This window comes from Paenibacillus sp. L3-i20 (assembly GCF_022180385.2).
Taxonomy (GTDB): Bacteria; Bacillota; Bacilli; order Paenibacillales; family Paenibacillaceae; genus Pristimantibacillus.
Map to the genome: position 1 here is coordinate 1,908,826 of NZ_BQME02000001.1, position 13,043 is coordinate 1,921,868.

General features: G+C 40.6%; 10 protein-coding genes. 9 read left to right on the plus strand and 1 reads right to left on the minus strand.

The annotated features are described in order from the left end of the window. Positions 1-50 precede the first annotated feature (50 nt). From MFF31_RS08975 to MFF31_RS09015, 9 genes are all read left to right on the plus strand, one after another. Positions 51-1,415 (plus strand): ABC transporter substrate-binding protein, encoded by a 1,365-nt coding sequence (locus MFF31_RS08975; protein ID WP_238187682.1) that lies wholly within the window; start codon positions 51-53, stop codon positions 1,413-1,415. Between the two features lie 48 nt (positions 1,416-1,463). Next, the gene (locus MFF31_RS08980; protein WP_238187683.1) at positions 1,464-2,906 is read left to right on the plus strand and encodes an ABC transporter substrate-binding protein; all 1,443 of its coding nucleotides are present in this window, start codon (positions 1,464-1,466) and stop codon (positions 2,904-2,906) included. Positions 2,907-2,954: 48 nt separating this feature from the next. Then, a complete protein-coding gene (locus tag MFF31_RS08985) occupies positions 2,955-4,397 on the plus strand; it encodes an ABC transporter substrate-binding protein (RefSeq protein ID WP_238187684.1) in 1,443 nt (480 codons plus the stop codon). Positions 4,398-4,445: 48 nt separating this feature from the next. After that, positions 4,446-5,900, plus strand: a complete 1,455-nt coding sequence (locus tag MFF31_RS08990; protein ID WP_238187685.1) for an ABC transporter substrate-binding protein — start codon at positions 4,446-4,448, stop codon at positions 5,898-5,900. A gap of 112 nt (positions 5,901-6,012) precedes the next feature. Further along, the gene (locus MFF31_RS08995; RefSeq protein ID WP_238188539.1) at positions 6,013-6,879 is read left to right on the plus strand and encodes a carbohydrate ABC transporter permease; all 867 of its coding nucleotides are present in this window, start codon (positions 6,013-6,015) and stop codon (positions 6,877-6,879) included. Positions 6,880-6,950: 71 nt separating this feature from the next. Then, a complete protein-coding gene (locus MFF31_RS09000) occupies positions 6,951-7,766 on the plus strand; it encodes a carbohydrate ABC transporter permease (RefSeq protein WP_238188540.1) in 816 nt (271 codons plus the stop codon). Positions 7,767-7,787: 21 nt separating this feature from the next. Continuing rightward, the gene (locus MFF31_RS09005) at positions 7,788-8,924 is read left to right on the plus strand and encodes an efflux RND transporter periplasmic adaptor subunit (protein WP_238187686.1); all 1,137 of its coding nucleotides are present in this window, start codon (positions 7,788-7,790) and stop codon (positions 8,922-8,924) included. Between the two features lie 229 nt (positions 8,925-9,153). After that, a complete protein-coding gene (locus MFF31_RS09010; protein WP_238187687.1) occupies positions 9,154-9,414 on the plus strand; it encodes a hypothetical protein in 261 nt (86 codons plus the stop codon). Next, entirely contained in the window at positions 9,389-9,676 is a 288-nt protein-coding gene (locus MFF31_RS09015; RefSeq protein ID WP_248565435.1) for a hypothetical protein, read from the plus strand. Before MFF31_RS09010 ends, MFF31_RS09015 begins: the two co-directional genes overlap by 26 nt. A gap of 203 nt (positions 9,677-9,879) precedes the next feature. Here MFF31_RS09015 and MFF31_RS09020 read toward each other — a convergent pair whose 3' ends face one another. Continuing rightward, positions 9,880-13,035, minus strand: a complete 3,156-nt coding sequence (locus tag MFF31_RS09020) for a hybrid sensor histidine kinase/response regulator (protein WP_238188541.1) — start codon at positions 13,033-13,035, stop codon at positions 9,880-9,882. Between the last annotated feature and the right edge of the window lie 8 nt (positions 13,036-13,043).

Below are 13,043 nucleotides of genomic sequence, written 5' to 3' on the forward strand. Positions count from 1 at the left end.
ACGCAGTAGTGGAACGAAGAGTCAGCATGTGCGAGAAAGGAGGAGCAACGATGAAAAAGTCGATTGTTATTTTAATGGTAATGGTTATGGTCATTGTTACTGCGTGCAGTAAACCGAGTAATAGCAATGTGGAAGAAACAAATATATTTAGCGAGGGACAAGGGAAGACGTCAGCGGAGAAAAAAACGATCGTTATCTCTAGCTTCTTTCACGAAGATTTCTTCAAAGAGGGTAAGAAGAGATATGAAGCTAAGTACCCTCATATAACAATCGATGTACAATCAGTTGATTCAACGGATGCGAATTTCGAAGCTAAGCTTGCGAAATATGAGAAGTCGATAGGAACGGCTATGTTATCGGGTAACGGACCTGATCTGATAGAGATGGATCAATTGCCAACAGAGAGCTATGTAAACAAAAAGCTACTAGCTAATTTAGGCGACATGATGGATAAGGATGACACCTTTCACAAGGACGATTATTTCAATAATATTTTTGAAGGAATTAAAGTGAATGGCGGATTGTACGGCATTCCAATGGGGTTTTTCGTCTATGGACTTATTGGGAATGAAACATTGATCGAGAAGAGCGGCGTGAAGATCGACGACAACAATTGGAATTGGAGCGAATTTGCCAACGTAACAAAGGGAATTTTGCAGAAAATAAACAACGATTCAATGGGGCTAGCTAGAACTACACCTGAATATATGGTGAGTGAATTAGTTAACGACCAATATGCAACGTTTGTAAGTCAGGAAAATGGCAAGGCAAGCTTTGAGTCTACTGCTTTTACCGATTTGCTCAAGGAAGTCAAACATTTGCAGGATGAGAAGATTATTGATAGTGAGGGCGGAGTACCTATTTTTCGAGTACAGCATATTAACTCGCCCGCTGACTATGTACGTGAGATGAAGCAGAGTCAGTTTTACCCCGATAACTCTGAACACAAGTCAAAGCTGTATTTAAAACCGAATGCAGGCGGACGACAATCAGGCGGCTATTTTAGAACTTACCAAACGGTCGGCCTTAATGAGAAGTCCGAAGTAAAGGAAGAGGCATGGCACTTTCTGAAGTTTATGTTATCTGATGAGATGAAGGATAAAGCAAGCCGTTCCGGCTTCCCTTTAAACAAAAAGTCTTACGCATGGATCGTTGCGGAGGCGTTGAGGAAGGGAACGGTGGAGTCTAATCATTGGGATGGTCCGTTAAAAGGAATCATATATGAGATCACGCAAGCGGACATTGACGATCTGAATAAATTTCTGACGCATGCGAAGTATCCCGTACAATTCAAGGAATCTAAAATTAATGAAATCATAATCGAAGAGTCCGAAGGTTATTTTAAAGGGCAAAAATCGCCCGAAGAGGTAGCCAAGCTTATTCAAAACAGAGTGACCACTGTATTAAATGAATAGTGGATGAAGTCCTATAAAATCAGATCGTACGAAGAAAGGAACACAAACATGAAACAATCAATCGTTGTTTTAATGGTAATTGTCATGGTCATCGTTACTGCTTGCAGCAACTCAAGTAATGGTAACGGTGGGCCCGATACACCTACAGAAGGAAAAGAGAACACTTCAGCAGGGACAGACGGAAGTGGAACAACGCCGGCTAAAGACGGAAGTGATGGCAAGCAGAATAACACGGAGAAAAAAACGATCGTCGTTTCAACCTTTGTTCAAGAACGTTTCCTCCTAGCAGCAAAGAAGAAATATGAAGAAAAGTATCCTCATATCACCATCGATGTTGACTATGTTGAATTTACTGATGCAAATGGTGAAGCTATGCGGGAAAAGTACCGGAAGACGATAGGAACAGCTATGTTATCGGGTAAAGGACCTGATCTGCTAGAGATGGATCAATTGCCAACTGAGAACTATGTAAACAAAAAGCTGCTTGCCAATTTGGGAGACATGATGGATAAGGACGATACCTTTCACAAGGACGACTATTTCACTAATATTTTTGAAGGAATCAAAGTAAATGGCGGTATATACGGAATGCCAATGAAAGTTTTCCTCTACGGGCTTAAAGGTAATGAAACGATAATCGAAAACAGCAACGTAAAAGTCGACGATAAAAACTGGGATTGGAGCCAGTTCGCCAATGTAACGAAGGAAATTAGCAAAACAGTGGACGGTGGAACATCGGGATTATTTGTAAATATAAATTCTGCTGATTTTAAAATTAGTGAATTTGTTAGTCAATTTGTGAACGACCAATATGCCACGTTTGTAGATCAGGAAAGTGGAAAGGCAAATTTTGAATCCCCTGCTTTTATCGATTTGCTTAAGGAAGTAAAACGTTTAGTGGATGAGAAAGTAATTGATCGAGAAGCGAAAAAATATATTTTTAGTAACACTATAATTATGTCCCCCCCGGACTATGTAATTGAGATGAAGCAGAGTCAGTTTATCGAGGATAAATATAAGTTTAAGTCTAAATTGTACTTAAAACCAAATGGAAGTGGAAAGGAAGCAGGCGGTCAATTTAGAACATTCCAAACGATAGGTATCAATGCGAAGTCTAAAGTTAAGGAAGAGGCATGGCACTTCTTGAAATTTTTAATGTCTGAAGAGCTGACGAATGAAGTAAATGGCTGGGGCTTCCCAATAAATAAAAAGTCTTACGCTTTAGCTGCCGAAAAAATATTGAAAGAGGGCAAGGTGGAGTCTCCTCAGCCGATCGGACCGTTAAAAGGAGTCATATATGACATTACACAAGAGGATATCGACGAATTGGAAAAAATGCTGAACAACGCGAAGTATCCTGTACAATTTAAGGAATCTAAAATTAATGAAATCATAACAGAAGAATCCTATGCATATTTGACTGGGCAAAAATCACCCGAAGAGGTGGCCAAGCTTATTCAAAACAGAGTGACCACTGTATTAAATGAATAGTGGATGGAGCCCTATAAAATCAGATCGTACGAAGAAAGGAACACAAACATGAAACAATCAATCGTTGTTTTAATGGTAATTGTTATGGTCATCGTTACTGCTTGCAGCAACTCAAGTAATGGTAACGGTGGGCCCGATACACCTACAGAAGGAAAAGAGAACACTTCAGCAGGGACAGACGGAAGTGGAACAACGCCGGCTAAAGACGAAAAGGATGGCAAGAAGAATAACACGGAGAAAAAAACGATCGTCGTTTCAACCTTTGGTAAAGAAGGTTTCCTCTTAGCAGCAAAGAAGAAATATGAAGCAAAGTATCCTCATATCACCATCGATGTTGACTATGTTGAACATACTGATGCAAATGGTGAAGCTATGCTGGAAAAGTACCGGAAGACGACAGGAACCGCTATGTTATCGGGTAAAGGACCTGATCTGCTAGAGATGGATTCATTGCCAACCGAGAGCTATGTAAACAAAAAGCTGCTTGCCAATTTGGGAGACATGATGGATAAGGACGATACCTTTCACAAGGACGACTATTTCACTAATATTTTTGAAGGAATCAAAGTAAATGGCGGTATATACGGAATGCCAATGAAAGTTTTCCTCTACGGGCTTATTGGTAATGAAACGATAATCGAAAACAGCAACGTAAAAGTCGACGATAAAAACTGGAATTGGAGCCATTTCGCCAATGTAACGAAGGAAATTAGCAAAACAGTGGACGGTGGAGCATCGGGGTTATCTGTAGGTATAATTGATGCTGATTTTAAAATTAGTGAATTTGTTAGTGAATTTGTGAACGACCAATATGCCACGTTTGTAGATCAGGAAAGTGGAAAGGCAAATTTTGAATCCCCTGCTTTTATCGATTTGCTTAAGGAAGTAAAACGTTTAGTGGATGAGAAAGTAATTGATCGAGAAGCGAAAAATTTTATTTTTAGTAAGACTCACATTATATCCCCTGGGCAATATGTAATTGCTCTGAAGGAGAGTCAGTTTTACGAGGATAAATATAAGCATAAGTCTAAATTTTACTTAAAACCAAATGGAAGTGGAAAGGAAGCAGGCGGTCAATTTAGAACATTCCAAACAATAGGTATTAATGCGAAGTCTAAAGTTAAGGAAGAGGCATGGCACTTCTTGAAATTTTTAATGTCTGAAGAGCTGACGAATGAAGTAAGTAGCGGGGGCTTCCCAATAAATAAAAAGTCTTACGCTTTAGTTGCCGAAAATGCATTAAAAAAAGGCAAGGTGAAGTCTGATCAGCCGTTCGGGCCGTTAAAAGGAGTCATATATGACCTTACACAAGAGGACATCGACGAATTGGAAAAAATGCTGAACAACGCGAAGTATCCTGTGCAATTTAAGGAATCTAAAATTAATGAAATCATAACAGAAGAATCCTATGCATATTTGACTGGGCAAAAATCACCCGAAGCGGTGGCCAAGCTTATTCAAAACAGAGTGACCACTGTATTAAATGAATAGTGGATGGAGCCCTAAAAAATCAGATCGTACGAAGAAAGGAACACAATCATGAAACAATCAATCGTTGTTTTAATGGTAATTGTTATGGTCATCGTTACTGCTTGCAGCAACTCAAGTAATGGTAACGGAGGGCCCAATACACCTACAGAAGGAAAAGAGAACACTTCAGCAGGGACAGACGGAAGTGGAACAACGCAAGCTAAAGACGGAAAGGATGGCAAGAAGAATAACACGGAGAAAAAAACGATCGTCATTTCAACATTTGGTCGTGAAGGTTTCCTCTTAGCAGCAAAGAAGAAATATGAAGCAAAGTACCCTCATATCACCATCGATGTTGACTATGTTGAATTTACTGATGCAAATGGTGAAGCTATGCTGGAAAAGTACCGGAAGACGACAGGAACCGCTATGTTATCGGGTAAAGGACCTGATCTGCTAGAGATGGATTCATTGCCAACCGAGAGCTATGTAAACAAAAAGCTGCTTGCCAATTTGGGAGACATGATGGATAAGGACGATACCTTTCACAAGGACGACTATTTCACTAATATTTTTGAAGGAATCAAAGTAAATGGCGGTATATACGGAATGCCAATGAAAGTTTTCCTCTACGGGCTTATTGGTAATGAAACGATAATCGAGAACAGCAACGTAAAAGTCGACGATAAAAACTGGAATTGGAGCCATTTCGCCAATGTAACGAAGGAAATTAGCAAAACAGTGGAGGGTGAAATATCGGGGTTATCTGTAGGTGGAATAGCCGGAATAAGGACATCTGATTTTAAAAATAGTAAACTTGTTAGTGAATTTGTGAACGACCAATATGCCACGTTTGTAGATCAGGAAAGCGGAAAGGCAAATTTTGAATCCGCTGCTTTTATCGGTTTGCTTAAGGAAGTAAAACGTTTAGTGGATGAGAAAGTAATTGATTCCGAAGCGAATAAGACTATTTTTAGTGATACTCACATTATGTCCCCCCCGGATTATGTAATTGCTCTAAAGCAGAGTCAGTTTAAAGAGGATAAATATAAGCATAAGTCTAAATTTTACTTAAGACCAAATGGAAGTGGAAAGGAAGCAGGCGGTCAATTTAGAACATTCCAAACAATAGGTATTAATGCGAAGTCTACAGTTAAGGAAGAGGCATGGCACTTCTTAAAATTTTTAATGTCTGAAGAGCTGACGAATGAAGCAAATAGCTGGGGCTTCCCAATAAATAAAAAGTCTTACGCTTTAGCTGCCGAACAAGCATTGAAAGATGGCAAGGTGGAGTCTCCTCAGCCGTTCGGGCCGTTAAAGGGAGTCATATATGACATTACACAAGAGGACATCGACGAATTGGAAAAAATGCTGAACAACGCGAAGCATCCTGTTCAATTTAAGGAATCTAAAATTAATGAAATCATAACAGAAGAGTCCGATGCTTATTTCACTGGGCAAAAATCACCCGAAGAGGTGGCAGAGCTTATTCAAAACAGAGTGACCACTGTATTAAACGAATAGGAAAGCAATGAGGGATGAACCCTGCACAATAAGTACAGGGTTGTTCGTTTTCTTCTCTTCCGGAAATGATGAAGGAGGTTTAAAGGTGATAGGCAATCGTTTTTTGAGCAGCATGATGGGCAAGCTGCGTAAAGACTGGGTGGTAGCAGTTCTGTTTCTGGCACCGAGCTTGATCGGTTTTTCTATCTTCTACCTCATCCCGTTCGGCATGGGATTTATTTATTCATTCCAGGATAGTACGGTAGATGGTTCATTTGTTGGGTTTGATAATTACGAAGCGTTGCTTGCAAGTTCTTCTTTCCGCAGAGCAGCATCAAATACGTTTCTGTTCACGAGCGTAAGTGTGCCGATTATGATCGTGTTGTCGTTGTTGCTTGCTCAGTTATTAAACAAACGGTTATTTCTTAGGAACTGGCTGCAAACTGCTTTTGTATTGCCGCTTGTCGTACCGGTAGCATCTATCGTAATGATCTGGCAAATATTATTTGACTGGAATGGCACCTTAAATGTATGGTTGCAGCACTTCAATTTGGCAAGAATAGATTGGATGAAGTCGGAGTGGTCGATTGGCGTGTTGGCTATCGTATATACGTGGAAAAATATTGGGTATAACATCATTTTATTTCTAGCAGGGTTACAGAGTATTCCTAAGGATTACTATGAAACCGCAGATATCGAAGGAGCGAGCAGTTTTCATAAATGGCTCCATATTACACTTGTTTATTTGACTCCGACGATGGTATTTGTTTTTCTGATTTCAATTATTAATTCATTCAAAGTATTTCGAGAAACGTATCTGATTGCAGGCGATTATCCACATGATCGTATCTATATGCTGCAACATTATATGAATAACATGTTTCTCTCTCTTGATGTTCAGAAGCTTACCGCTGCTGCTGTGTTGATGGTAGGCTGCATTCTTGTTTTTGTAATGATCATGTTAGCTGTTGAACGACGTTTTAGGGATTCCATGGAATAGGCAGGGTGGTGGGAAAAGTGACTTTCATTCATAAACTTACGCTATCGCTAATTGTGGGTGGGCTAGCGATTATGATGCTGTTACCAATTGTAATCACGGTTGTGAGCTCATTTATGACGGAGGCCGAAATCCAGTATAACTATCAACTCATTGGCAAATTGATCGATATTGAAGCAGGGGAAAAGGACAGATTTATCAATGTAAAGCTGCTTCCTGATTGGATGTCTTTCCGTCAATATGCGGAGGTGCTCATTCACAAACCTGTGTTTCTCCACATGTTATGGAATTCTGTGTTTATGGTTGTACCTATTATTGCTTTTCAAGTGCTGGTTGCGTCATTAGCTTCCTATGCGTTTGCAAAATTGAGGTTTCCGGGGCGAGAAAAGTTGTTCATTCTATATGTATTAACTATGCTTATGCCATTTCAAGTGACACTTGTACCCAATTACATCATTGCTGATAAGCTCGGTCTTATGAATACAACTTCAGCAATTATACTTCCTGGTATATTCAGTGCTTTCGGAGTATTTATGCTCCGTCAGTTCGTGATGCATATTCCGACTTCTTATATAGAAGCAGCCAAAATAGATGGGGCAGGTCATTTGAGAATTTTTTATCAAATTATTGTTCCGCTTGTTCAGCCAGGCATTGCTGCGCTCGTCGTTCTATTGTTCGTTGATAATTGGAATATGGTCGAGCAGCCGCTTATTTTTCTTGAGGATACATTTAAACAACCGTTGTCGCTGTATTTGTCGTACATTAATCAAGAAGCAAGGGGAGTCGCATTTGCTGCATCCGTTTTATACATGACTCCAATGGTGATGTTGTATTTGTATGCCGAGTCTTATTTTGTACAGGGCATTCAGCTATCAGGGGTTAAAGGCTAATTTAATTACGGGGGGATATGAATGGAAATGCAACCTGCCAGTGAAACAGTATCTGGACGCAAAAGGAGAATTCGCATCTTCTTTAGCATATTTGTGTTGCTACTCGTTGCATTTACGTTGTTCAGTAATACTCTAATGGCGTTAACGTTACCTAAGGTTGTAGTTGCAACACCGGGAAGAGGGGAACTGCATCATACTTTTCAAGGTATGGGAACTGTGAAGTGGAGAGAGGAAGCGGCTTTAACGGGCACTGCGGGAGGCAAAGTTGAGAAGGTCCATGCTAAGGAAGGCCAATCTGTTAAAAAGGGGACAGTGCTTGTTGTTTATAATCAACAGACTATCCAGCATCAGATAGAGGATGAGCAGACAAGTCTGAGTAGATTAAAGGTTGCGTTAGAAGATCAACAAAATAGTTATAAGGAAGCTTCGAAAAGTGGCGATGAGAAAGCAATCGCAAAAGCTAAACACGATATGAAATTGACCGGTATAGATATCGATGCTCAAGCACGGAAAGTTCAGAGACTCCAGGAGGATTTGCGAGAAAATGGCCAATTGATGGCTCCTTTTGACGGAATCGTTACGAAGGTCAACGCGGTGGAAGGACTTGGACCAAGCGAAGGGAAATCTGATGTCATTATCGCGAATGTCAAACTAGGTTTCGAGTTCCAGTTTGCGGCTCCTGCTTCATTAGTTGCTGATTTGGAAAAGAGAGCAACGCTGTTTGTTCGAATAGGAGGCAGTAATGCCAGACAAGTCGAGGGAATAATCGAGGATATTAAAGATACTGAACCGCTTAGTGAACCAGGAAAAGGTGGAAACACAACGATTTACAAAGCGATGAAGCAACTAGTTATCACTATTGAAGATAAAGACTTGAAGGGTGGGGAGCAGGCTGAAACTCAGTTAATCAAAACGATGAGTGATGTCATGATTGTTCCTAATGATGCAATCCACAAAGAAGGAGATAAAAGGTACGTATTAATCGTTGAGGAAAAAAACGGGCCGCTGGGCAACAGTTTTTTTGTTAGACAATCCAATATTACGATCATCGATTCAAATGAATCCGGATCAGCAGTAGATGGTTTAATGGAGTATCAACCAATCATTTATAAAAGCAGTGCTCCGCTGCAAGAAGGCGATAAAATTCGATTGCATTGAGCTATTCATCCGTTGACGTTCCTCTAGTAAGTGTCATTGCACGAATGAGCAGCAGTATTATATTTCCAGCGATATCCGATCGATTTAACCTATCTACCCTATTAATGCTCTCGCAAGTCGGTCAATTGGTGTTACTAGGCATTCTCTATCTGTTGTTGCTTCAAGACTGACGTTTGGCATCGAAGCACGACAGAGCGGGATAACGGCGCTTGCTACCGGGTGGAAAATTATGTTTCAACATAAAAGCTTACGCATCCTTATTATGATGGATGTTATCGAAGCTTTTGTTGGAACGATATGGATTGGTGCTGTTACATTAACCTACGTACAAGATGCATTAGGGAAAGATGAGACGTGGTGGGGTTATATTAACGGAGGCTTTTATTTGGGAACTATCGTAGGCGGAGTATTGATTTACCGTCTAGCCAATCGGATGAAGGGACGTTTGGTCCTGTCTATGCTCATTGGATCAACCGTTTTATCAAGTTAGGGATCTAGCGCAAGAAACGATGTTTCAAAATAGTGCGGACGAACATACGTTAACGAAAATATTAGCGGCCAAATCTGCATTGCTCCAATTTATTTTTATTTTTTCAGTTATCGGAATTGGAGTATTAACCGATCTTATAGGTGTTCGGCTCGTGTATATATTGTCAGGCTTTGTTCTTTTCATCTCTTCTCTTATCGGTTTCTTCCATCTCTATGTCAGGAAAAAAGGGTTGCCGTTGGAACAAGAGCATGTGCGAGTTTAGAATTGAAGGCTGTATTGAACAGTGGCTATGAGCAAAAAGTGCTGTGATCGTTGCATGATGGTATACGAGCACAGCACATACTTATCATTTATGTTTCTGACAATCAGTCGTTATGGGAGGAATGTTGTATCAAGACTATGAATAGTAGTAAACTCATGAGCCAAAACGACTACTTTATATGTACCAGATCAGTAGTGCACAGCTTAACTACATAGATAAGCAGGCCCTTTTTCATCCGGTATAACAAAAGACACGGTTGTTCCTTCATTTAGTTTACTGATAATAGATAATCCTTGACCATACAATTGCGTTAATCGTCGATTTGTATTAGAAAGACCAATTCCGCCCGTTTCCTTCATCGTTGGACCTAGCAGTTGCATGACCTGTTCTTGCTCCATACCTACGCCATTATCGATAACTTCAACAAGTGTACAACCTTCCTTGCGAGTAATCCGAATATGAACCGTACCGCCTGTTCTGCGACTAAGCAGGCCGTGCTTCACCGCATTTTCGATTAGCGGTTGTATCGAAAGCGGAGGAAGCAACAAGTGGATGTCCTCTTCAACTTCCCATACGACGTTTAGTCTGTCTCCGAACCGTTCCTGTTCGATATACAAATAGGCTTTTGCAAGTTCTAGCTCATGTGACAACTCGACAAGCTTTCCTGTATTTAAGAAATTGAAGCTAATTCGCAGGAAGGCGGCAAAAGCATTACCCAGCTTTTGCATCTTCTCCGTATCTATATCACCAAGCGCCATAATGGAATTAAGCGTATTGAACAAAAAATGCGGATGAATTTGTGCTTGAAGATAAGCTGCTTCCATACGTAATCGTTCATTGATCGATTGCTTTAGCGTAATTAGTGCCTTAATCCGGTATTTCAGTTCCAATGCGTCTACTGGCTTGGTCACATAATCATTTGCCCCAGAGGAGAAACCTGTGTAAATATCAGCGGGCTGGCTACGTGCAGTTAGCAGTAATACAGGAAGCTCTGATACGGAATAATGCTCTCTAACCTTTTGAGTCAACTCGTAGCCTGACATTTGTGGCATCATAACATCGGCTATGAGCAAATCCCACTGCCTTGTTGCTAGCAAAGCCAATACTTCACGGGCTGAATGAGCTATCGTAATGTTATATGGCTCCGATGAGAGAATACCGACTAGCACATTCAAGTTAACTGGGTCGTCGTCCACAGCAATAATATTTAGCTTCTCATCATTTAATAGTGATGAGGCAGGCATGGAGATAGCTGATTCATCAATTGCTTTTTTAATCGCATTTGTAAAAATCGAAGTAGCGGAATTAGCGTCAGTTTCTTTAACGGCCTGTTCACGCAGAAGGGGAGGTTGCGATAGAGGCACCCTCGTTATATCTGCAATTGGCAAATTGAAACGAAATACGGACCCTTTTCCCTCTTCAGAATGAACCGTCAATGTGCCGCCATGTAATTCGACTAGCTGCTTACATATACTTAATCCCAGTCCGATTCCGCGTCCATCGCTGATGCCATAAGTCCCTTGTTCATAAGGGAGAAATATACGTGCTTGTGTATCCTCATCCATACCAATTCCGGTGTCAGAGATGCCGATAATGGCATGTCCATTCCGAATAGTGGCTCCCACGGTGATGGTTCCTTGTTCGGTGTATTTGAGCGCATTATGTAATAAGTTATATAAAATTTGCACAAGCCTTTTTTCATCAGCCATAACTGGCGGCAATGATTCTGGAATATCTATATGCATCTGAATAGGCTTGCCCTCGATCATAAATGTCAACATGCCAATAACACCGGGGACAATGGATTGAATCTTTATCGGATCTTGCTGCAATAGGATGCGATGCTCTTGGAGTTGTGCGACGTCTAGAAGATCGCCAAGCATATGCGACATACGTTTACTTATTGTGATGAGCAGTTCCATATCTTTGAGACTTCTGTCCTGTAGTTTCTCTTTTTCCTTACTAACAACACTCTGAGCAATATTCATAATACCGTGCAGAGGTGTTCGCAGCTCATGTGAAGTATTTGCGAGAAATTGGTCTTTTAGTTTGTCGGTCTTTTTTAACTGATCATTTAACTTAATATTTTCCCTAGAATTACGGAAGTATTTTTTAAACCAATAAGTTGAAAATCCGATAATTGCGGCAATGACATCGAATGGATAATAAACAATAATAACTTCTTTATAAGAATTAAGGACATCCCAAAACACGCCAGAGAGTACGCCTGCTACGGAAAGTAACAAGAAAATAGCGTCATCGTCGGTTTGTTTTGTAAAAAACATCTTTCCAATACAATAAAGCAGCCAAAAAAAGGGAACTAAATAGAAAAAATAATAAATACCTAATTCAACAGATCCATGTACCAGTGATGCGTTTGCGGTCAGCAAAAATATAGAGTACAGCATAAGTGCGGCAGTGAATAAGCGCATCCATTTGTTTTTTTGGAAAATGATAGAGAACGATCTAAAGAGAATAAGGACAAGAAAGGATTGCCACACATAGGTGAGCAACTTAATCTTCAGCGCCCATGTGTAATTAATGGGCAGCCATAGTAAGAGCAGGTTGTCGTGATCGGTCACAATAATTAATGAGGCTATGAGCGTCAATAAACCGAACAAGAGAACAGTTCGCTCTAAGCGATTAAATAAATAAATAATAGCCGCGTACAAAACGTGAAGCATCAGCACAATGAATGTCACAAGTTGAAAACCAATGGAATACCATCGCACGTAGTCGAGAGCTGCCTGAGAGCCAAATCGAACAGACCGTATAAGACCACCATTATTCGGATTATCGAAGTTAGCTACACGAATGAGCAATTCGATTTCTTCTGTACCCTCCTCAGTGTAAGTCTCTGTATAGGAGATGCTCCTCGGTATATACTCCCGTTTACTAGAAGCGGGTTTACCTATTTCTCCTTCACTGAACCCGTTTATTTCCGCAGCGGATGAAGTTTGAACTTTTTGAAACCAAAAGGAGACTGGCTTCTCCAGCGGATCAACAAGAATACGTAGTCGATAGGTTCCGTATCCAATCGAGGATTTCGTTTCGTTTGACAGCTCGCTGCTCCAGTCTCCTGGAACTTGAATATAATGAGGTTTAATAGTGGACGATTGTGTGTCTTGATGAGTGAGCAGTTGCTCAGGATAGAACTCCCAGTTACCTTTTAAAGGGATTGTAGGGGAGTTGTTTAAGTCCCAGCCGCGCATATCAAGTACCCCATTAACGGCATGAGGATGCTCTGCTGTTGTGAACAGTTGTAACCAGGCGAGTCGCAAGCCAAGTAGGACGATAAGAAACAGGATAATAGTGAATATATATTTTAGAGTGGTTTTGTATCTAGTAGGTATGTTCATACGAATGA

What these genes read in the sequence shown, in the direction of transcription:
- MFF31_RS08975 (WP_238187682.1), top strand. Translation starts at nt 51, where the DNA reads ATGAAAAAGTCGATTGTTATTTTAATGGTAATGGTTATGGTCATTGTT.
- MFF31_RS08980 (WP_238187683.1), top strand. Translation starts at nt 1,464, where the DNA reads ATGAAACAATCAATCGTTGTTTTAATGGTAATTGTCATGGTCATCGTT.
- MFF31_RS08985 (WP_238187684.1), top strand. Translation starts at nt 2,955, where the DNA reads ATGAAACAATCAATCGTTGTTTTAATGGTAATTGTTATGGTCATCGTT.
- MFF31_RS08990 (WP_238187685.1), top strand. Translation starts at nt 4,446, where the DNA reads ATGAAACAATCAATCGTTGTTTTAATGGTAATTGTTATGGTCATCGTT.
- MFF31_RS08995 (WP_238188539.1), top strand. Translation starts at nt 6,013, where the DNA reads ATGATGGGCAAGCTGCGTAAAGACTGGGTGGTAGCAGTTCTGTTTCTG.
- MFF31_RS09000 (WP_238188540.1), top strand. Translation starts at nt 6,951, where the DNA reads ATGATGCTGTTACCAATTGTAATCACGGTTGTGAGCTCATTTATGACG.
- MFF31_RS09005 (WP_238187686.1), top strand. Translation starts at nt 7,788, where the DNA reads ATGGAAATGCAACCTGCCAGTGAAACAGTATCTGGACGCAAAAGGAGA.
- MFF31_RS09010 (WP_238187687.1), top strand. Translation starts at nt 9,154, where the DNA reads ATGTTTCAACATAAAAGCTTACGCATCCTTATTATGATGGATGTTATC.
- MFF31_RS09020 (WP_238188541.1), bottom strand. Translation starts at nt 13,035, where the DNA reads ATGAACATACCTACTAGATACAAAACCACTCTAAAATATATATTCACT.